The organism is Streptomyces tricolor, from assembly GCF_002155905.1.
Lineage (GTDB): Bacteria > Actinomycetota > Actinomycetes > Streptomycetales > Streptomycetaceae > Streptomyces > Streptomyces tricolor.
Map to the genome: position 1 here is coordinate 1 of NZ_MUMF01000367.1, position 20,350 is coordinate 20,350.

The 20,350-nt window shown below is 72.7% G+C and carries 16 protein-coding genes; 4 read left to right on the forward strand and 12 right to left on the reverse strand.

Annotation, left to right across the window (positions count from 1 at the left end):
- Positions 1–1,380, reverse strand: a 1,380-nt coding sequence (locus tag CCN44_RS25255) for a rhamnogalacturonan lyase B N-terminal domain-containing protein (protein WP_086699794.1), incomplete at its 3' end; no start/stop codon positions are given.
- Positions 1,381–1,570: 190 nt separating this feature from the next.
- On the opposite strand from CCN44_RS25255, the gene CCN44_RS25260 reads away from it, so the two are divergent.
- A complete protein-coding gene (locus CCN44_RS25260; protein WP_086699797.1) occupies positions 1,571–2,611 on the forward strand; it encodes a rhamnogalacturonan acetylesterase in 1,041 nt (346 codons plus the stop codon).
- A 68-nt stretch (positions 2,612–2,679) separates the two neighbouring features.
- A complete protein-coding gene (locus CCN44_RS25265) occupies positions 2,680–4,419 on the forward strand; it encodes a DUF2264 domain-containing protein (RefSeq protein WP_208639837.1) in 1,740 nt (579 codons plus the stop codon).
- A 29-nt stretch (positions 4,420–4,448) separates the two neighbouring features.
- Here the strand turns inward: CCN44_RS25265 and CCN44_RS25270 are convergent, their stop codons facing one another.
- Complete coding sequence (locus tag CCN44_RS25270) at positions 4,449–5,303, reverse strand: GNAT family N-acetyltransferase (protein ID WP_086699803.1); 855 nt, start codon at positions 5,301–5,303, stop codon at positions 4,449–4,451.
- A gap of 93 nt (positions 5,304–5,396) precedes the next feature.
- Here CCN44_RS25270 and CCN44_RS25275 point away from each other — a divergent pair, with 93 nt between their 5' ends.
- Positions 5,397–6,215, forward strand: a complete 819-nt coding sequence (locus tag CCN44_RS25275) for an isocitrate lyase/PEP mutase family protein (protein ID WP_086699806.1) — start codon at positions 5,397–5,399, stop codon at positions 6,213–6,215.
- On the opposite strand, the gene CCN44_RS25280 is transcribed toward CCN44_RS25275, so the two are convergent.
- The 10 genes from CCN44_RS25280 to CCN44_RS25325 all read right to left on the reverse strand — a co-directional run bounded on the left by CCN44_RS25280 (position 6,149) and on the right by CCN44_RS25325 (position 19,616).
- Entirely contained in the window at positions 6,149–6,865 is a 717-nt protein-coding gene (locus tag CCN44_RS25280) for an alpha/beta fold hydrolase (RefSeq protein ID WP_086699809.1), read from the reverse strand. The genes CCN44_RS25275 and CCN44_RS25280 overlap by 67 nt on opposite strands.
- Positions 6,858–7,442, reverse strand: a complete 585-nt coding sequence (locus tag CCN44_RS25285) for a TetR/AcrR family transcriptional regulator (protein WP_059253712.1) — start codon at positions 7,440–7,442, stop codon at positions 6,858–6,860. Before CCN44_RS25285 ends, CCN44_RS25280 begins: the two co-directional genes overlap by 8 nt.
- A 65-nt stretch (positions 7,443–7,507) precedes the next feature.
- Positions 7,508–8,824: a jacalin-like lectin gene (locus CCN44_RS25290; RefSeq protein ID WP_086699812.1), complete on the reverse strand. Its 1,317-nt coding sequence runs from the start codon at positions 8,822–8,824 to the stop codon at positions 7,508–7,510.
- 40 nt (positions 8,825–8,864) lie between these two features.
- On the reverse strand, positions 8,865–11,735 hold the full coding sequence (locus CCN44_RS25295) for a glycoside hydrolase family 2 TIM barrel-domain containing protein (RefSeq protein ID WP_059253716.1): 2,871 nt from the start codon (positions 11,733–11,735) through the stop codon (positions 8,865–8,867).
- 12 nt (positions 11,736–11,747) lie between these two features.
- Positions 11,748–12,614, reverse strand: a complete 867-nt coding sequence (locus tag CCN44_RS25300) for a carbohydrate ABC transporter permease (RefSeq protein ID WP_059253718.1) — start codon at positions 12,612–12,614, stop codon at positions 11,748–11,750.
- Positions 12,611–13,576, reverse strand: coding sequence for a carbohydrate ABC transporter permease (locus tag CCN44_RS25305; protein ID WP_086699815.1), 966 nt, complete (start codon positions 13,574–13,576; stop codon positions 12,611–12,613). The genes CCN44_RS25300 and CCN44_RS25305 overlap by 4 nt, the downstream gene beginning before the upstream one ends.
- A 20-nt stretch (positions 13,577–13,596) precedes the next feature.
- A complete protein-coding gene (locus tag CCN44_RS25310) occupies positions 13,597–14,859 on the reverse strand; it encodes an ABC transporter substrate-binding protein (protein ID WP_086699817.1) in 1,263 nt (420 codons plus the stop codon).
- A gap of 238 nt (positions 14,860–15,097) precedes the next feature.
- Positions 15,098–16,939 (reverse strand): glycoside hydrolase, encoded by a 1,842-nt coding sequence (locus tag CCN44_RS25315; protein ID WP_086699820.1) that lies wholly within the window; start codon positions 16,937–16,939, stop codon positions 15,098–15,100.
- Positions 16,940–16,950: 11 nt separating this feature from the next.
- Positions 16,951–18,192, reverse strand: a complete 1,242-nt coding sequence (locus CCN44_RS25320; protein ID WP_059253725.1) for an ROK family transcriptional regulator — start codon at positions 18,190–18,192, stop codon at positions 16,951–16,953.
- A gap of 134 nt (positions 18,193–18,326) precedes the next feature.
- Positions 18,327–19,616, reverse strand: a complete 1,290-nt coding sequence (locus CCN44_RS25325; protein WP_086699823.1) for an FAD-binding protein — start codon at positions 19,614–19,616, stop codon at positions 18,327–18,329.
- Between the two features lie 110 nt (positions 19,617–19,726).
- Between CCN44_RS25325 and CCN44_RS25330 the strand changes: the two genes are divergently transcribed.
- A partial coding sequence (locus CCN44_RS25330; protein ID WP_276329125.1) for an NAD(P)-dependent oxidoreductase occupies positions 19,727–20,350 on the forward strand: 624 nt, incomplete at its 3' end.

Below are 20,350 nucleotides of genomic sequence, written 5' to 3' on the forward strand. Positions count from 1 at the left end.
GGCGGCGGCCTGCGCGGCGGTGAGCCGGAAGTGGACCAGCAGGCCGCTGTTGACGTCCTTCCACAGGTAGCAGGGGAAGGCGGAGGTCTCCGTGCCGCTGCCGATCACCACGTTGCCGGTCCAGGGCGCGGCCCGCACGTCGGACGGATGGGCGTACGTCATCAGGTCCGCGTTCTTGAATCCGCTCGGGGTGCCGTTCCAGTCGCCGATCCGCCAGATCGCGCGCGCGGCGGACGGGTCGCCGGACGCCGGGATCGTGATCGTGTTGAGGGCGGTCGTCGCGCCGGCGGCCACGGTCACCCGGGTGCTGTGGACGGCGAGTTCGCCCTTGTAGACGGTCAGCGTGTACGTGCCCGGCAGGACGCGCGGGATCGAGAACCAGCCGTCGGAGGCGCGGGCCGCACTCCAGTACTGCGCCGCCGCGTTGGCCAGCCCCACGGTGTACGGGTACGCCGTGTCCCGGCCCGCGATGCCGACCCCGGCGACCCGGCCCCGGCCGCTGTCCGGGACGTACCCCGAGAGGCCGAGGGAGTCGGCCCACGGAGTGGTCAGCATGCCGTGGTACAGGGCGGACGAGGGCGCCCCGCCGTCCGTGAACGCGATGACGTACGGGCCCTGGAGGCCGTACCGCTCGGCCTCGGTCTGGTTCTCGCCGTAGTACAGGATCTCGTACAGCCCGCCGCCGTCGGCGCTCTGGTGGCGCAGCAGCGAGCGGTAGAAGGGGCCGCCGGAGGCCTTCTCGTGGTTGCTGCGCACGATCCACAGGCCGACGCCGCCGGTGCTCCAGCCGGTGTAGTCGTAGTCGATGGCCCGGAGCCTCGCGTAGTGCTTGGAGCGGGTCTGCCCGTCGGCCTTCCGGAAGACGTCCGCGGCCTCGACGGTGGTGGGCGCGTAGGTGTAGGAGTCCGGCTGGTCGTTGAGGAACATCCCCGCCTTGACCCGCAGGATGTACCGGGTCGCGCTGACCGAGGAGTCGGCCTTGTGGGTCCACAGGTACACGTTGTTCTCGCCGCTGCGGGCCGCGTAGTAGTGCCGGAGCGTGCCGTGGGCGACGGAGACCAGGATCGTCGCACCGGACTGCCTGATGCCGACGGTGGAGCTGCCGAGGCCGGACTCGATGTGCGAGTTCTTGCCGCCGTAGCCCTGGTACTCGGTGCCCTTGTAGACCAGCGAGGTCAGGTCGCCGTTGGTCTTGCCGACCTTGAAGACCAGGTCCGCGCCGGTGTCGACCACGTAGTGCGAGCCGTCGTCGCTCCAGCCGAAGCCGGCGGCGGACGCGGCGCCTGCGAGCGGGCCGGCGAGGGCGGCCGAACCGGCGGCGGCAGCGGCGCCGACGACGAAGGCGCGGCGGGTGACCGCGCTGTCGGGAGATCCGGGCATGGGGGTGCCTCCTTCGGGAGGTCCGGGGGGTGCGGTGTGAGGCAGAGTGACAGTTGACGCGCATTCGCGAAAGGGCTTTCACAGTTCCGGAGTCGGTGATTGTGTGAAATCCTGCCGAGGTCTAGAAAGCGCTTGTCCCGAGCGGTACCGTCTCGGCTCGGCCGAGGTCCGACCGACGGAGGAGCCGCTCATGAGACGTGTCACAGCCGCCCTGCTGGTGCCGGCCGCCCTGGGCACCGCCCTGACCGCGGCCCCCGCCCAGGCGCACGGCGGCCGGCCGCTCGGCATCGAGAACTGCACGGCCACCGCCTGCCACTTCGACGTCCCGCCCGGCACCTACGACGTGACCGTCCGGCTCGGCGGCGCGAAGGCGTCCAGCACCCGCGTCACCGGCGAGACCCGGCGCTCACTCCTCCCGGAGACGGCCGTGGCGGCCGGCGAGCGCGTCACCCGCGGCTTCACCGTCGACGTCCGCACCCCCGAGGGCGAACCGACCGGCCCCGACGGAACCCCCGGTCTTGACCTGGCGCTCGGCGGCTCCGCGCCCGCGCTCGCCGGCATCCGGGTCACCCCCGCCCGGCACGCCCGCCGGATCCTCCTCATCGGCGACTCCACGGTCTGCGACCAGCCCGGCGACCCCTACTCCGGCTGGGGCCAGCAGCTGCCGCAGTACCTGCGCCAGGGCCTGTCCGTCGCCAACCACGCCGACTCCGGGGAGAGCACGGTCAGCTACCTCCGCAACGCGCGGCTGTGGGCCGCCGTCCGGCAGCGGATCCGGCCCGGCGACCTGGTTCTCGTCCAACTCGCCCACAACGACAAGACCACCGACGAGGCCACCTACCGCGGCAACCTGGAGACGCTGGTGGCCGGCATCCGGGAGCGGGGCGGCGAGCCGGTGCTCGTCACCCCGATCGTGCGCCGCTGGTTCACCGCGGACGGCACCCTGAACAACCCCACCGCCCTGCTGGTCAACGGCCTCGGCGTCGACCACCCGGCCGTCGTCCGCTCGGTCGCCGCCGCCCACCGCGTCCCGCTGATCGACCTCACGGCGAAGACCAGGGCGCTGGTGGAGTCCCTCGGCGTGGAGGGCTCGAAGCTGCTCTACCTCTACGACGAGAAGCGCGACAACACGCACACCTCCGTGCACGGCGCCACCCGCTACGCGGAGCTGGTCCGCGACGAACTGCTCGCCCGGCATCTGGTGCCCGCGGGCACGGTACGGGTGGGATGAACGCCCGGGGCGCCCCGACCGGAACCGGGGCGTCCCGGGTCCCGCGAGGAAGGACAGCCACCGCCGTGATCGAACTGCCCGCCGACGACCGCGCAGCGAGCCCGTACACCGGCTACACCCGCGCCCACTGGGAGGCCGCCGCCGACGCCCTGCTCGCCGCCGTCGCGCCGTACGCCACCCCCGACCGCGCCCTCTACCACCTGCCCGGCGACCATATGAGCCACTCCGGGCACCTCTCCGACGGGCTCGAAGGGTACGCCCGTACCCTGCTGCTGGCCGCGTTCCGCCGCGACGAGACCGCGCTCGGCCGGTACGCCGAGGGCCTCGCGGCCGGACCGGGCGGGGTGTGGCCCCGGATCACGGACCGCGGCCAGCCGCTGGTCGAGGCCGCCTCGATCGCGCTCGCCCTGCGGCTCACCCGGCCGCTGCTGTGGGACCGCCTGGACGACGCGGTGCGCCAGCGGACCGCCGGCTGGCTGGCGGACGCGCTCACCGCCGAACCCTGGCCGTGCAACTGGGAGCTGTTCCCGGTCACCGTCGGCGGCTTCCTCGCGGAGATCGGCCACCGCGAGGAGGCGGCGCGCAAGGCGATCGACCGGGGGCTGGACCGGATCGAGGGCTGGTACCTCGGCGACGGCTGGTACACGGACGGCGACGGCCGGAAGTTCGACTACTACAACGGCTGGGCCCTGCACCTGTACCCGGTCCTGCACGCCTGGCTCGCGGGCGACGGCGATCTGCTCGCCCGGTACGGCCGGCGGCTCTCCCGCCACCTCGGCGATTACGCCCGCCTGTTCGGCGCCGACGGCGCACCGGTGCACCAGGGCCGCTCGCTCACCTACCGCTTCGCGACGACGGCACCCCTCTGGCTCGGCGCCCTGACCGGACACACCCCCCTGCCCCCGGGCGAGACCCGGCGCCTGGCCTCCGGCGCGCTGCGGTACTTCCTCGACGGCGGCGCGGTCGACGGGCGGGGCCTGCTGCCGCTCGGCTGGCTAGGCCCCGACGTGTCCCTGGCACAGAACTACTCGGGCCCCGCCTCGCCGTACTGGGCGAGCAAGGGCTTCCTCGGCCTGCTGCTGCCGCCGGAGCACGAGGTGTGGACGGCACGCGAGACCCCGGCCCCGGCCGACCGCGCGGACCGGGCCCACCCCGTGCCCGTGCCCAACTGGCTGCTCCAGTCCACCCGTTCGGACGGCCTGGTCCGGCTGCACAACCACGGCAGCGAGGACGTCCGCTACGACCCCTACTACACCCGGCTCGCCTACTCGACCGCCACCGCGCCGTCGCACGACAGCGGTTCCCGCGACAACAGCGTGATCGTCGGCGGCGATCCGAGCCGTACGGGCATCGAGCCGCTCGGCACGGGCGAGGGATGGATCGCCTCCCGGCACACCGGGGGCGGCGGGGTCGGCGTCACCAGCCTGGTGGTGGTCCGGGGCGCCGTCGAGGTGCGGGCCCATCTGGTGGCGGGCGCGGCGCCCGGGACGCCGGTACGGGTGACGGGCTGGCCGGCCGGGCGGGGCGTACGGGCCGAACTCGCCCCGGTCAGCGGCCTGTCGGCGGAGCTGACCGGGACGACCGGTCAGGGCGGGGCCACGCTCTTCGTGGCGCTCGCCCGGCTCACCGGGGAGCCGGACCCGCTGCCGCTCGCGGAGCTGGTGTCCGTGGCGGTGCGGGGGGATGCCGCCGAGGACGAGGGCTACGAGGTCCGGGTGAGCTGGGCCTCGGGCGAGGCCGCCGCCTTCCGGTTCACGGCGCCGGACGGGGCGTCCGCGGGCTCGTCGTGGTCGGTGGCGCCTCGCTAGGGGGCAGGCCGGCGGCGCCGCGGCGGGTGTCAGAAGGTGTACCCGGCGAAGTCGGCGATCGGGACGTATCCGAGGCGCTGGTAGAGCGCGTTGCTGGTGGGGTTGGCGGGGTGGGTGAACAGGACGACGTCCGTCGCGCCCGCCGCCAGCGCGGCCCGGCTCACCTCCACCGTCACGGCACCCGCGTAGCCGCGGCCCCGGAGACGGGCCGGGGTGTAGACGGGGTCCACCCGGACCATGCCGCCGACCATCGCGGTGGAGCCCGCCATGGAGACCGGGGTGCCGTCCGGCATCTCCCAGAACGTGAAGCGTTTGTCCGCGAAGCGCGAGCCGGCCCAGGAATCGGCGTCGATGGACGGGGCCTCTCCCACGTCGGCGACGAACTCGCCGCACCAGAGCAGGAGTTGCGCATGGTCCTGCTCGCCCACGAGCCGGCCCCGGCCCGGCGGGAACGGCTCCTGCGGAGTGAGCGTCCCGAGCCGGTACAGGCGGCCCTGCCAGGTGTGCTCCGGTACCGCGTCCGCGTGCCGCCGCCAGGCCTCGGCGAAGGCGGTGGCGGTGTCACGGTCCGCGGTGACGCCGGAGAGGCGGTGGCCGTGGCCGGCCAGCCGGACGGCCAGGGCGTCGGCCTGCTCGGGGGAGAGGGGGGTGAGGGTCAGGCGGTGGGTCGGCAGGCGGTAGCAGAGGGCCCGGACCTCGCCTCCCGACTCCAGCAGGCCGAAGACGGTGGCTTCGGTGCCGGGTGCGTCCGCGCGGCGTGTGCGCAGTTTCTCGATCGTCGTCAGCGGCGTGTTGTGCAGGGCGGGGCGCGAGCGCAGGAAGTCTCCGGCTCGGGCGAGAACGTCGTCGACGTCTTCCGTGAGGTGCCAGTCGTCCGGTCGCATGCCTCATCATCCCCGACGCGCGCGGCTCGGGGGAGCGGTCGCCCCGAGAACGGTTCGGCGGGCGCCGAACAGTCCCGGGGTTAGCGTGGCCGTATGACCGCACAGCCCGCTCCCGCCCCGGCCCCCTCCTTCGCCGGCCTCCACCACCGTCCGGGCGAACCGCTGCTGCTGCCCAACGCCTGGGACCACGCCTCGGCCGCCGCCCTCGCCGCCCGGGGTTTCCCGGCGATCGCCACGACGAGCCTGGCGGTCGCGGCGGCCGTCGGCCTGCCCGACGGGGCGGCGGCGACCCGCGAGCACACCGTCCGGCTCGCCCTGACCCTCGGCTCCGAGCCGTATCTCCTCTCCGTCGACGCCGAGGACGGCTTCAGTGACGACCCGGACGAAGTGGCCGAGCTGGCACGGCAGTTGTGGACCGTGGGAGCCGTGGGCATCAACCTGGAGGACGGCCTCGGGCCGGCGGACCGGCACGCGGCGAAGATCGCCGCGGTGAAGGCGGCCGTACCCGGTCTGTTCGTCAACGCCCGTACGGACACGTACTGGTCGGGCGACGGCGACGAGGCGGACACCCTGCGCCGGCTCGACGCCTACCAGGAGGCGGGCGCGGACGGGGTGTTCGTGCCGGGGCTGACCGACCCCGAGCGGATCGCGGCCCTGGTCCGGCACACCGCCGTCCCCCTCAACGTCCTCTACTCGCCCACCGGGCCCGCCCTCGCCCGCCTCGCCGATCTCGGTGTGCGCCGCGTCAGCCTCGGCTCGCTGCTGTACCGGCGGGCGCTCGGCGCGGCCCTGGACGCCCTGGCCGACATCGCGGCCGGGCGCGCCCCGGCCGGTACGACCCCCTCCTACGCCGAGGTCCGCGCGCTGGAGCGCAGCGCCTCGGCGAGCGCGTCGGCGAACTCCTCGGGGTGATCCAGCGCCCCGAGATGCCCGCCCGGGAACTCGGCGAAACCGCACCCCAGCCGCCCGGCGAGCGACTCGGCCGTGCGGTACAGGAGTTGACCGCGCGAGTCGGCGCCGGCGGCGATCGTGAGCCGGTCCGGGGCCGGGGGAGCGGCGGGCGTGTACGTGGTGAACGGGCGCAGCACCCGGGCCAGGAAGACCCCCATCGGGGTCGCCGACTCGCCTTCGGCGGGCGGCCGTTCCGGGCCGTCGAGCCGGCCGATCAGCTCGGCCCGCCGTGCCGCCCCGTCCGGCAGGACCGTCACGCACGGCGGCTCGTGCGCCACCACGTGCGCCAGCCGCTCCGGGTACCGGGCCAGCAGGTCCAGGACCGCGAGGGCACCGGAGCTGGTGCCGCACACGGACGCCGACGCGCCGCCGGGCAGCACCTCGGCCAGCACCCGCCGCGCGCCCTCGCTCCAGTCGGCGACCCGCTGCTCGGCGACCGGGCGGCCGAGCCGTCCGTGCGCGAGGCCCAGCGGGTCGTACGTCACCACGGTGAAGCGCCTGGCCAGCCGCTCGGTCAGCGGCCCGAGGCCCATCGGATGCCCGGCGCCGCCCGGCACCAGCAGCAGTACCGGACCGCGGCCCGTGACGTCGTAGTGCAGGGTGTCAGTCATCGCTCGTCTTCTCCCGGGGCCAGTGCGTGAGGGCGAGGTGCAGGGCGTCGACCGCCTTGTCCCAGGAGGCCCGTACGTCCCGGTCCGCGCCGAAGCCGCCCGCGCTCTCCAGGACGCAGTAGCCGTGGAAGGTGCTGCGCAGCAGGCGCACCGCGTCCGTCAGGTCCGGCTCCTGAAGGCCGTACGCGCGCAGCATGCCGTAGGTGATCTGCGCGGTGCGCAGCAGTGCGGGGGAGTCGGCGATCAGGGACTGGTCGATGCGGATCTGGGTGGCCGCGTAGCGGCCCGGGTGCTCCAGGGCGTAGTCCCGGTACGCGCCGGCGAACGCCGTCAGCGCCTCCTTGCCCGACCGGCCGGCCACGGCCGCCGCGATCCGGTCGATCAGCTCGCCGCCCGCGTACAGCGCGAGCCGGGTGCGCAGGTCCTGGAGGTTGCGGACGTGCGAGTACAGACTCGCGTCCTTGACGCCGAAGCGGCGGGCCAGCGCGGAGATGCTGAGCTGGTCGAAGCCGGCCTCGTCTGCCAGCTCCGCAGCGGCGGCCACCAGCCGCTCGACACTGAGTCCCGCCCGGGCCACGGGCCCACCTCCCTTGGGTTCCTAGGGCATAGCCTAGAGCATCTAGGAAAGGTGGGCGGTCCGGCTCAGCCGATCGGCGCGTACAGCACCCCCAGCTTGTCGATCTCGGTGCCCGAGCGGCCGGTGAAGCCGACGATTTGCCAGCCGGCGGGGGCCGTGAAGGTGGTGGTGTCCGCGGTCGGGGTGCCCGCCGCGAGGCCGCGGCCCCGGTCGGTGGTGAAGGCGGCCGAGGAGACGCGGGTACGGCCGTCCTTCCGGCCCTGGCTGAGCCGCACCGAGGTGAGGTGCTCCCCGGCGGCCAGGGTGAGGGAGGCGGCCGTACCGCCGGTGCCGCCGTGGCCGAGGACGGTACCGCCGTCGTGGGCCAGGGACACGGCGTCCAGGCGGGCGCCGCCGCGCAGCGTGAGAGTGCGCGGAGCCGGTGCGGCCGGGAGGTCGTCGGCGTCGTTGAAGGCCGTGCCGTGCGGCCCGCCGAAGAAGTCGCTCGCCCGCAGCCGCGGGTTGGGCGTGTAGGAGAAGTCCACGGTGTGCGGGAAGTGGTCGGAGAGGTTGCCGCCGGCCGCGTCCAGGAAGGACGCCCATTCGTCGTGGTAGCGGGTCGCGGTCAGGGAGACGAGGTCGCTGCCGCGGTAGAGGATCTTGTCGACCACCTCGCAGTCGTCGGGCGGCGCGGAGGCCGGGCACAGCAGCGGGTCGGCGCCCTGCGCGGGGGCCGTACCCCCCTTGGCCAGCTGCACCCAGGCGTCGGTCAGGCCGTTGTCGGCGACGAGGGTGCGGATGGTGTCGCCGGCGCGGGTGTACCGGGTGTTGGTGTCGCCCATCACGATCACCGCGTTGCCCGCCGAGTTGGCCCGGACGAAGGCCGACAGCTGCGCGATGTTGGCACGGCGCGCGGCCAGGGCGGCGTCGGTGTCGCCGGCGTTGGTGTGCACGTTGTACAGGTCGACGAAGACGCCTTCGGCGAGCCGTACCCGGGCCAGGGTGAAGCCCTTGGGTGTCAGGCAGTCGGTGCCGGTGCAGTCGTTCCACCGCACCCGCTCGAAGTCCTCGAACGGGCGGTCGGACAGCGTGTTGAGGCCGTCGCCGAAGCCGGCGCCGCCGCTGGTCGCCGTGCGGTAGGGGTGGTGGTCGTCGGCGTAGAGCGCCGCGTGGTAGTTGAAGTCCTCCTGGACGTTGACGATGTCGTAGCCGGCCAACCGCGGTGAGATCAGCGGCGTGTTGGTGGCCGGATGACTGGAGCTGAGCCCTTCCGGCAGCCCGGCCACGTTGTACGTCAAGACGCTGAAGCTCCCGGAGCCGGCGGCCTGTGCCGTACCGGCGGAGGCGGTGAGTCCGGACACGGTCAGCAGGCCGGCGGCGAGGGCGCCGAGGAGTCGTCCCATGGGTCGCATGCGACCCATGGTCACGTCAACTGCGCTGTTTTCAAAGGGAGGTTGGGGAACCGTTGTCCGTCGGGGAGAAGACGAACGAGAACTCCGCCGGCTCGGCCCGCAGGTGGTACCGGGGCAGTGGGGCCGGGCCGCAGGACTGGGAGCCGATGCCGTGCTGGCCGTGGTCCAGGTTGACCCAGACGGTGGGGCCCGGCACCAGGTCGGTGCGGTGGGCCGCCGCGTCCAGCTGCTCGGTGGTCCAGCGGCGCGCGGTGAGGAAGAACGCCGGGTCGCCCTCGATGCGCAGGCCGCCCAGCTCCGCCCAGCGCACGTCGATCCGGGCACCGTTCTCCTGGGGGCGGACGTACGGCGTCTGCAACTCGTCCACGGTCGACTGCCAGCGCCCGATCCGCGCCGCCGTCCGGGTGTCCGGGTAGGCCTCGCCGGGGCCACCGCCGTACCAGCGCACCCGGTCGGCCGCGGGCAGTCCGAAGCGGATGCCGAGGCGGGGCAGCGGGACGGTCCAGTCGCCGTCCGGGACGGTGGACACGGTCAGCCGGAGCCGGTCGCCGTCCGACGTCCAGCGGTACACCGTCGACAGCCCCAGCTCCCGGGCGGCCGGCGCCACCCGGGTGCGGACCGTCAGCGCGTCCTCTCCGGGCTCGACCGCGTCCAGGCGGTGCCGCATCCGGTGCAGTCCGAGTTCCCGCCACAGCAGCCCGAAGCGCAGATCGCTCTGCCAGGCGGCACCGTCGTCGTTGTCGGTGGTGGCCCGCCACACGTCCAGCCGCAGACCCGTGACCGGTACCCCGCAGATCGTCCTCGGCGCCCCGGTCCGGGCGTCGAACTCGGCCGGGCCGAGGGTGAGCACCCCGTCACCGGCCGCCGGCCGGGCGGTCGCCGCGACGTGCGGCACCGGCCGCGCCGACGCCGGGATCTGGCCCCAGGCCACGACATGGTCCCGGGGCGCCCACGGGGTGTCGGCGGCGAGCCGGGCGCGGACGGTCCAGTGCGCCTCGCCGGCCGGCGCCCCGGCCGGTACGGCGGGCAGCTTGACCTCGGCGGACTCGCCGGGCGCCAGCGCGGGCACCGACAGGGTGCCGGAGTCCACCGGCTCGCCCTCGACCTCGTACGACCACGAGAAGGCCAGCGCCGACAGGTCCGCGAAGTCGTACCCGTTGGCGACCCTCACCGTGCCGGCCGTGCCGTCGCCGGTGAGGACGACCGGCTCGATCACCTTCTGGTACTCGATCAGACCGGGGGAGGGCCGGCGGTCCGGGAACAGCAGGCCGTCGCAGACGAAGTTGCCGTCGTGCAGCTCCTCGCCGAAGTCGCCGCCGTAGGCGTAGCCCAGCTCGGGGTGGGCGATGCCGTGGTCGATCCACTCCCAGACGAAGCCGCCCTGGAGCCGGTCGTGGCGCTCGAACAGCCGCTGGTAGTCGGCGAGTCCGCCGGGGCCGTTGCCCATGGCGTGCGCGTACTCGCAGAGGATGAAGGGCAGTGCGCGGCGGCGTCGGGGCCCGCCGTCCAGGCCCCGGCCGATCCGCTCGACCTCGGCGTGGCTCGCGTACATCCGCGAGTACAGGTCGGTGTCGCGGCAGTCGGGGTCGCCCTCGTAGTGCACCGGCCGGGAGGGGTCGCGGCCGTGGATCCACTCGGCCATCGCGGTCAGGCCCCGGCCGGTGCCGGCCTCGTTGCCCAGCGACCAGATCACGACGGAGGGGTGGTTCTTGTCGCGCTCGACCATGCGGGCCGCCCGGTCGAGCAGGGCCGGGGTCCAGCGGTCGTCGTCGACGGGGTTGTCCCGCCAGCCCTGCTCGGTGAAGCCGTGCGTCTCCAGGTCGCACTCGTCGATCACCCACAGGCCGTACTCGTCGCACAGGTCCAGGAAGGCCGGGTGCGGCGGGTAGTGGGAGGTGCGGACGGCGTTGATGTTGTGCCGCTTCATCAGCAGCACGTCCTCGCGCATCGTCTCCGGATCCAGGGCGCGGCCCCGCTGCGGATGCCACTCGTGCCGGTTGACGCCCTTGAAGAGCACCGGGCGCCCGTTCACCTTGATCAGGCCGTCCGCGACTGCCACCGTGCGGAAACCGATGCGCAGCCGCACCCGTTCGCCCGCCGTGGCCAGCACACCGTCGTACAGCCGCGGCGTCTCCGCCGTCCACGGCTCGACCGGGACGGTCACCGGCTCCCCGGTGGCGACGTCGACGCCGAGGTCCGGGACCGTGACCCGGCCCGGCACGTCGGAGTCGACGCGGAGGGTGCCGGTGCCGGACACGTGGTCGTACGAGGCGTGCACGAAGAAGTCCCGGACGCCGTCCGCCGGGCGGTGCAGCAGCGTCACGTCACGGAAGATGCCCGGCAGCCACCACTGGTCCTGGTCCTCCAGGTACGAGCCCGCCGACCACTGGTGGACGCGGACGGCCAGGACGTTGCCGGCGGGCTTCAGCAGCGGGCCGACCGCGAACTCGTGCGGCAGCCGCGAGCCCTTGAAGTCGCCCAGCTCGGTGCCGTTCAGCCAGACCCGGGCGCAGGACTCCACGCCGTCGAAGCGCAGCACGGCACCCCCGCCCGCCGGCCAGTCCGCGGGCAGGTCGAAGACGCGCAGATGGTCGCCGGTCGGGTTCTCCGTGGGCACCCGGGGCGGGTCGACCGGGAACGGGTAGAGGTGGTTGGTGTAGACGGGGGAGCCGTGGCCCTGGAGCACCCAGTGGCCGGGGACCGTGACCTCCGCCCAGTCACCGGCGTCGTACCCCTCCGCCGCGAAGGAGTCGTCCTCGGCGTCGGCCGTGTCCGACAGGCGGAAGCGCCAGCTGCCGTTGAGGGAGAGGGACGGGGCGTCCGAGGACGCGTGGGCGCGGGGCGGCAGCGCCCCCGAGCCCGGCGAGACGTCCTCGACGTAAGCGGTGGGACGGAAAGACATCGGTCTCCTAGCTCAGCCCTTGATGCCGGTCTGCGCGATCCCCTGCACCAGCCAGCGCTGGAGGAAGAGGAACACGAACAGCAGGGGCAGGATCGAGATGGCGGTCGCCATGAAGATCAGGTGGTAGTTGACGGTCTGGTTGGTCATGTACGACGACAGCGCGACCTGGACGGTCCAGGCGCTCGGGTCCTGGCCGATGACCAGCGGCCACAGGAAGGCGTTCCAGCCGTTGATGAAGGTGATCGTGGCGATCGCCGCGAAGAAGTTCAGCGAGTTCGGCACCACGACACGCCAGTACGCGCCCCAGTAGCCGAGCCCGTCCACGCGTGCCGCCTCCTCCAGCTCCCTCGGGAACCCGAGGAAGTACTGCCGGAACAGGAAGCAGGTGAAACCGCTGAAGAGACCCGGGACGATCAGCCCCCGGTAGCTGTCCACCCAGCCGAGGGACGACACCAGCACGAAGCTGGGGACGAAGGTGACCGCGGCCGGGACCATCAGGGTCACCAGCACGGCGTAGAAGACCTTGTCGGCGTGCCGGTAGGGGATGCGGGCCAGGGCGTAGCCGGCCAGCGAGCACACGAACAGCGTGCCGGCCGTGTGCAGCACGCCGACCACCAGCGAGTTCCACATCGACCGGCCGAAGTCGACCGTCGGGTCGTCGAACGGCTCGGTGAGGTTGCCCCACTGGATGTCGACCGGGAAGAACTTCCAGTTCTCGCCGGTGATCTCCGGGTCGGTGGACAGGGCGTTGCGGACGATCAGGTAGAACGGGACGAGGAAGAGCAGCGCGGCGACGCTGGTGGCGAGGTACAGGCCGGCGGAACTCATCACCCCGCCGCGCCGGGCGCGCTTGCCGGTCTCGGGTGCGGTCGTGGTCACTTGGACTCCTCACCCCTGCCGAAGCCCATGATCCTGCCCTGGAACAGGGTGACGACACAGATCAGCACGGTCAGCACCACGGCTCCGGCGCTGCCCTTGCCGTAGTTCTGGTCCTGGCCGAGGGCGGTGTAGTACAGCTCGACCAGCGGCGGGCGGCCCCAGGTCGTCTTGGACAGCAGATTGAAGAACTCGTCGAAGGCCTGGTAGGCGGCCACGAGCAGCAGCAGGACCACGGCCGTGGAGGTGGCCCGCAGCTGGGGCAGCGTGATGTACCGAAAGGTCTGCCAGCCGCGCTTGGCGCCGTCGATGGCGGCGGCCTCGTACAGCTCCTGCGGGATGTTCTGCAGCGCGGCCAGGAAAAGGATCATGTAGAAGCCGGACTGGAGCCACAGCCGGGCGGTGATGATGACCAGCCAGTACCAGGGCGGGTCGGGGTTGGCGAGCCAGGCGATGTTGTCCACGCCGAACAGGCCGAGGACGGTGTTGGCCAGGCCGAAGCGCACGCCGTTGAAGAGGGACATCTTCCAGACCAGCGAGGCCGCGACGTAGCTGCACGCGGTCGGCAGGAAGAACACCGACCGGTAGAACGCCCGCATGAAGCGCAGCCGGTTCACCAGCAGGGCGAGGCCCAGGGAGAGTGCCCAGGTGGTGGGCACGATGAAGGCGGCGAAGACGGTGAAGGTGACGAGGGACCCGGTGAAGTGCGTGTCCGACAGGATCTGCCGGTAGTTGTCCAGTCCCACGAAGTCGCTGGGCGTGACGGTGAAGCGGGCCTCGAAGAAGCTGAGGTAGAGGCTCCAGCCGATCGGGACGTAGACGAAGACGGTCAGCCCGATCAGGAACGGGGCGGCGAACAGCCAGAAGGCGACGGTGCGGCTGCCGCGCAGTCCCCGCCGGGGGCGGGCCTTCGCGGGCTCGGCCGGGGCGGGGCCCGGGACGGTGCGCGTGGTGGTCGTCGACATGGTGCGATCCGTCCGGCGGCCTATCCGAACAGCTTCTTCAGTTCGGCGTTCACGGTCTTGTCGCACCGGTCGAGCGCGGCCTCCGGGTCACCGCCCTTGCGGACGCAGTCGGCGAAGACGTTCTCCGTGGCGGTGATCATCGCCTGGGTCCAGCCGATGTTGTCGAAGTGCCCGTACTCGTTGAACAGCTGCACGCCCTCGGCCGGCAGCCCCGACTTCAGCTTGTCCGTCGACCGCGCGATGGAGGTGCGCGGCGGGATGTGGAAGCCGTACGAGGTCGCCCAGTCCTCCTGGTACTTCTTCTGGTCGATCCACAGCCACTTCACGTACTCCTTGGCCGCGTCGACGTGCCGGCCCTTGGCGTTGACGAACATCGACCAGCCGCCGTTGTAGACGGACGGCCGGCCCGCGTCACCGACCTTCGGGAACGGCATGATGCCGAGGTCGTCGCCGAGGGTCTGCTGGAACTGCGGCATGGCCCACATCCCGCAGAACTGGATCGCGCACAGGCCCTGATTGAGCGCCGAGGGGTCCCAGAAGTCGGCGGGGGCGTCCAGCAGCAGGTCGCCGCTGGTGAAGAGCTTCCGCATCTTCCTCAGGCCCTCGACCACGCCGTCCGTGTGGTAGGCGATCTCGTTCTTCTCGTTCAGGGTGTCGGCGCCGGCCGACCAGATCAGCGGGTTGATCACCGCGTGCAGGTCGTTGCCGAGGAACAGGCCCTTGACCTTGCTCGTGGTGAGCCTGGCGGCGGCCTCGATCAGCTCGTCCAGGGTCTGCGGCGGCTCGACGCCCGCCTTCTCCAGCATGGACTTGCGGTAGAAGAAGAACTGCGGGTCGTCGATCATCCGCACGCCGTAGATCTTGCCGTCGACCGTGTGCGACTGGATGTCGGCCTGGTTGAAGTCGCTCTTGACCGGCTCGATGATGTCGGTGAGGTCCGCCACCTGGCCGCTTCTGACGAGCTGGATCTGCGGGTGGAACTCGAACAGGTCCGGGGCCTGGTCGGTGAGCAGGGACGCGAACAGCTTGCTCTCGAAGTTCGAGCCGGTGATCCACTGCGTGGTCACGTCGGCCTTGGTGTACGCCTGCGCATAGCGCTTGATCGCCTGCTCGGTGCCCGCCTCGCCGTAGGCGTGGAAGTACTGGACGAGCTGCTTGCCCGAGCCGGAGCCGTCGCCCCGGCCGTTGTTGCCGCCGCACGCGGCGAGCGAGCCGGCGGCGGCCAGGCCCGCGGCGGCCCGGAGTATCGAACGGCGGTCCCAGGTGCTGCTCTGTGCCGACATGCTGACGTCCTTCTCTGTTCGAGTACGACTGCGGCTCTCCCGCTGGGCGGGCAGACGGCCCGCAACGGGCGTGCTGCGGGACGCTAGCCTTCGGCTAAGGCTTCGGCAAGGGGTTGGACGAAGTCGGTGCGAGTTGTTGTAGGAGGTTCGGCATCGCGAACGGGCGGGCGGGGCGAGCGAGATGAGGGCCGCCGGGTCAGGGAGTGGCCGGCGGCCCTCGGCCGGGGGAGCGGGCGCGCTACCGCCTGGTCCACACCTCGTTGGCACCGCCGGTGCAGCGGTGCAGGATGACCTCGCTGCCGTCGGCCGTCGCCTGTCCGCTGACGTCCAGGCACCGGCCCGACGCCTCGTCGACGATCTGCCCGTTGCCGTTCAGCAGCCAGCGCTGGGTGCCGTCACCGCGGTACGCGGGCGCAGTCGTCAGGCCGGAATCCGCCGCCGTCAGATAGCCGTTCGCGCCCCTCAGGGTGCCCCGCGCGTCGTACGACCACGCCTGTCCGGCCGTGCCCGTGCAGGTGTCGATGGCGGCGCCCGACGCGTCGGCCGTCAGACACTTGCCCGACTGGCCGCCGACCAGCGCACCCGTCAGTGCCGAACTGCCGTGCCCCTTCTGCGGGAGCACGTACGTGGTGATCGAACGGGGCGCGAGCGTCGCGGACATGGTGCCGCCGGCCACCGTCGGCCGTGCCACGTCGGCCCAGTTCTCGTCGGCGGAGGTCCGCACCGCCCGCGTGGCCCGTCCCGGCGCCTCACTGTTGAAGTGCAGGTTCAGCGCGGTGTCGGTGGTGTTGTGGTTGTTCACCACGACGACCCACCGGCCGTTGCGGTCGTAGGCGGTCACCTCCACGCCGTCCGGCGCCCCGGTCACGTTGTGCAGGGCCGCGCCCGGCCGCACGAACTTGCTGTACTGGCCGAGCGCGTAGTAGCGCTTGGTGAAGTACAGGGTCTGGTTGCCGTTCACGGCGTAGTCCGGGTCGTAGTAGATCAGGCCGTCGTTCCAGCCCTTGTCGTTGCGGGCCTCCGGGTCGCTGCCGTACATCTCCGACAGTGCCACCCACCACTGGAACGCGGAGTCGTGGGCGGTCGCGAAGTCCTTGTGGATGATCCGGGACAGGTTCAGCCCGCCGTCGATCGTCGGGTCGTACTCCTGCGCCCAGCCGGTGCCGCCCTTGCCGAAGCAGCAGATCTCCGTCGACCAGGAGGCTTTGCCGACCGACTTCGACGTCGCGTGGACCTGCGCCCGCTGATCGTCACCGGGGTTGTTGTACGTGTGGTGCGCCAGGCGGGACACGTACCGGGCCGTGCCCGGCTGGGACATCCACTGCGGGAGCTCGGTGTTGAAGCCGACCGTGCTGCTGGACTCGTCCGCGATGATGCCGGTCCTCCGGTGGCGCGCCCTCTGCTCCGCACCCAGGGCCCGCACGATGTCGTCGCGCTGCGGGACGTCGACCAGCATGCCCTCCTGGCCGCAGCTGTCGAAGCTGTTCGTCGGCTCGTTGAAGGGGCTGATGTAGTCCAGCTCGACGCCCTGCTCGGCGAAGTGGTCGGTGACGTCGGCGATGTACCGGGCGAAGTCCTGCTCGTTCTCCGTCTTCAGATGGCCGCCGCAGCTCTTGCCGTTCGTCTTCCACCGGGCGGGCGCGCTGTTGACGAAGCCGATCAGGTCCCGCACGCCGTAGCGGGCGGCGGCGCGGAGGAAGTAGCGGCCGGCCTCGTCCCTGTCCCAGTCGTAACCGCCCTCCGGCTTCAGGAAGTCCTGGGGAGCGCGCGGCGCGTACGTCACGCCGGTGCCGCCTCCGCCGATGTTGTAGCGGTACGAGCTGAGGTGGAGGCCGTCCGGGGAGAAGAGCAGCTCGGCCACCCGGGCCCGGACGGCGGGGTCGAAGTGCGCCAGGTCGTTGACCCACCAGGCGCCGGAGGCACCGATGTTGTCGATGGTCTGGGCGGCGTGCGGCGAGACCTCCGCCGTCGCGGGCGCGGCCTGGGCGGTGGGGGCGGACATCAGGGATCCCGTGACAGCGAGCGTGGTCGCGGCTGTCAGGAGGACCGGTCGGAGGAGGCGGGAGTGAGACACGTGCATCCCTTCCGTCGTCATGAAGGCGGTGCGGTACGGCTCCTTGCCTGCGTGCGCTTGACCGCCCTCTGCCCGACGGACTGCAGCGCCCCCTCCAGCGCGAACGTGGCCGCGCCGAGGGACACCGGGTCGGTGGGGATCGGGGAGAGGACGATCTCGGTGGCGGCCAGCGGCCGGCGCAGGGCGTGCCGGGCGACCGCCTGACGGACCTCCCCGAGCAGCGGCTCGCCCAGCCGGGCGGCCACCCAGCTGCTGAGCACGACCACTTCGGGGTTGAGCAGATTGACCAGATCGGCGATGCCGGCGCCGAGGTAACGGGCGGTGTCGCGCACGGCCTTGAGGGCGACCGGGTCCTCCGCGGCGACCGCGCGGGCCAGGGCGTCGATGGTGGCGGTCTGGTCCTCGGGGTGCAGCAGCGGGGACCGCGGGCTGAGTTCGCGCAGGTTCTGCATGATGCCGGGCGCGCCGACGTACGTCTCCACACAGCCGTGGTTGCCGCAGTGGCACAGCCGGCCGTCCAGCACGAGCGTGGTGTGCCCCCACTCGCCGGCGCTGTTGCTCACCCCCCGGTGCAGCCCGCCGCCGAGGACCAGACCGGCGCCGACCCCGGTGCCGAGGTTGACCACCACGGCGTCCCCGCGGCCCCGCGCCGCCCCGAACCACAGCTCGGCCACCGCGCAGGCGCGCAGCGGATTGTCCAGGTACAGCGGGTAGGCGATGTGCTCGGCGAGCAGGTCGAGCAACGGCACGTCGTGCCAGTCCCAGTTGGGCGCGTACTCGGCGACCCCGGTGTCCCGGTCCACCTGGCCCGGCACGCTCACCCCGACGCCGAGCACCCGGGCCGCCTCGACGCCGGCCTGGGCGACCACCGAGCCGACCGCGGCGGCGACATGCCCGACCACCTGCTCCGGCCGGCTCTCCCCGGGCCGCATGTCCTCGTCGGCCCGGGCCAGCACGTTCAGCGCCAGGTCGAACAGCTCGACGTGGACGTACGTCTCGGCGATGTCCACGCCGATCAACGCGCCCCCCGACGCGTTGACGGCGACCAGCCCCCGGGGGCGGCCCCCGGCCGAGTCCTCGAACCCCACCTCGGTGATCATGCCGAGGTCCAGCAGCTCGCCGACGAGCGTGGCCACCGTGGCCAGGCTGAGCCCGGTGGCCGCGGCCAGCTCCTGCCGGGAGGTGGGAGACTCGGCGATGATCTGGCGCAGCACCTCGTAGCGGTTCGCGGTGCGGATGTCACGTGATGTGCGCTTCACGCGGCTGCCCCTCCCGTCCCGTCCGGACCCGTCCAGGCCGGGGCGGCTCGGGCACCGGCGCGGGCGTCAGGCTATGGGCTGGAAGGGGCTTTCGACAAGGGGTTAGGAAAGGGGCTGGAGAAAGTCCGGGGCGGCTACCCGTGACCGGGCAGGCCGAGAAGTTCCCGCACGAAGGTGTTGGCGAACGTGCCGGACGGGTCCGTGCGGCGGACCAGGGACGCGAAGTCCGCCAGCCGTGCGTACCGCCCGCGGAGCACGGCCGAGGGGACCGCGAAGACCTTCCCCCAGTGCGGGCGCGGGTCGAACGGCTCCAGCGCCTCCTCCAGCCGGCGCACCACCGGCAGCACCGCCGCCTCGTCGCGCACCCAGGTGAAGTGCAGCGCGACCGAGTCCCGTCCGTGGGCCGGGCTCAGCCACTGCGCGTCGGCGGCGACCGTGCGCACCTCACAGGTCTGCAGCACCCCGGCGACCGTCTCCCGGATGCCGTCGACCGCGTGCAGCGCGTCCAGGGCCGCCGGCCGCGGCAGCAGGTACTCCGACTGGATCTCCTCCCCGCTGCTCGGCGTGAACTCCGCCCGGAAGTGCGGCAACCGCTCGTGCCACGGCCCCGGCACCCCCAGCTGCTCGGTGCAGTTGCCCGCGGGCATGCCCGGCACCGGGTGCAGCGGGACGGCCGCGGGCGCCGCCCACGGGAAGTCCACCGCCGGCCGGTCCGTGCGCCGCTTGACCCACACCTGCCGGAAGCCCGGCGTGCGCCAGTCCGTGAACAGGCTCACGCTGTACCCGGCGGCGGCCACGGCGTCGAAGTCCAGCCCGTCAAGCGGAAGTTCGGTGTAGACCCGCTGTTCCACCTCGTAGGCCGGCTCCAGGTCGAGGGTGAGCGCGGTGACGACGCCGAGTGCGCCGAGGGAGGTCACGAAGCCGTCGAAGCGCGGGTCGTCCCGGCCGATCGTCCCGGCGCCGTCGGCCGCGGTGATCAGCTCCAGCTCCCGGACCGCCGACGCCAGCGAACCGTTGGCCACACCCGAGCCGTGCGTGCCCGTCGCCACCGAGCCGGCCACCGAGATGTGCGGCAGCGAGGCCATGTTGGGCAGGGCGAGCCCGTGCGCGTGGACCACGCGGGCCAGCTCGGCGTAGCGGACCCCGCCCGCCACCCGGACCGTACGCGCCGCCGTGTCGACGTCGATCGTCCGGGGCAGGGCGGCGGTCGAGATCAGTATGCCGTCCGGGCCCGGGTCGGCTATCCGGTTGAAGGAGTGCCCGCTGCCGAGCACCCGCACCCGCATGCTGTCCCGCACCAGCGCCGCCAGCTCCTCCGGCGTGCGCGGACGGTGGAACTCGCGCGCCGTGTAGGTGACGGTGCGCGCCCAGTTGGTGAGTGCGCCCGCGCCGTCCCGGGCCCCCGTCTCCGCTGTCTCGGTCATCCGTGCGTCCCTCCAGGAGAGTTGCGTGTCCGTTGACCCTCTCATCCGGCGCGACCTACGGTAGAGACCGGTTGCTGCCGCCAGCGTCACCGAGCCGGAAGGCCACTTCCTTGCCCGAGCGTCCCCAGGCCCTGTTCGCCATGACGCCCCAGAACGTGCCGCTCGTCTTCCCGCCGGAACTGCTGGCTCGGCTGCGCGCGTGTGTAGAAATCGATTCCACTCTGGTGGCCCAGGACTTCACCGCACCCCGGGTGCGGGAGGCCCTCGCCCGCACCGAGGTCCTCATCACCGGCTGGGGCTGCCCCCGCCTGGACCCCGCCGTCCTGGACGCGGCGCCGAAGCTGCGCGCCGTGCTGCACGCGGCCGGCTCGGTCAAGGGCTTCACCACCCCCGAGGTGTGGCGGCGGGGCATCGCGGTCTCCTCGGCCGCCGCCGCCAACGCGCTGCCCGTCGCCGAGTACACCCTCGCCATGATCCTGCTCGCCGGGAAGGACGTCTTCGCCCTCCGCGACCGGCTGCGCGAGCGGCGCGCCTTCCCCTACGGCGGCATCCTCCCCGGTGTCGGCAACCACGGCCGCCGCGTCGGCGTCGTCGGCGCCTCCCGGGTCGGCCGCCGCCTGATCGAGCTGCTCCGCCCGTACGACCTGGCGGTCACGCTCGCCGACCCGTACGTCGACGCGGCGGAGGCCGCCCGGCTCGGCGTACCTCTGCTGTCGCTGGACGACCTGCTGCGC

Coding starts and splice junctions, on each gene's coding strand:
- CCN44_RS25260 (WP_086699797.1), top strand. CDS start 1,571: ATGAGACGTGTCACAGCCGCCCTGCTGGTGCCGGCCGCCCTGGGCACC.
- CCN44_RS25305 (WP_086699815.1), bottom strand. CDS start 13,576: ATGTCGACGACCACCACGCGCACCGTCCCGGGCCCCGCCCCGGCCGAG.
- CCN44_RS25280 (WP_086699809.1), bottom strand. CDS start 6,865: ATGACTGACACCCTGCACTACGACGTCACGGGCCGCGGTCCGGTACTG.
- CCN44_RS25310 (WP_086699817.1), bottom strand. CDS start 14,859: ATGTCGGCACAGAGCAGCACCTGGGACCGCCGTTCGATACTCCGGGCC.
- CCN44_RS25325 (WP_086699823.1), bottom strand. CDS start 19,616: ATGACCGAGACAGCGGAGACGGGGGCCCGGGACGGCGCGGGCGCACTC.
- CCN44_RS25315 (WP_086699820.1), bottom strand. CDS start 16,939: ATGCACGTGTCTCACTCCCGCCTCCTCCGACCGGTCCTCCTGACAGCC.
- CCN44_RS25295 (WP_059253716.1), bottom strand. CDS start 11,735: ATGTCTTTCCGTCCCACCGCTTACGTCGAGGACGTCTCGCCGGGCTCG.
- CCN44_RS25270 (WP_086699803.1), bottom strand. CDS start 5,303: ATGCGACCGGACGACTGGCACCTCACGGAAGACGTCGACGACGTTCTC.
- CCN44_RS25275 (WP_086699806.1), top strand. CDS start 5,397: ATGACCGCACAGCCCGCTCCCGCCCCGGCCCCCTCCTTCGCCGGCCTC.
- CCN44_RS25290 (WP_086699812.1), bottom strand. CDS start 8,824: ATGGGACGACTCCTCGGCGCCCTCGCCGCCGGCCTGCTGACCGTGTCC.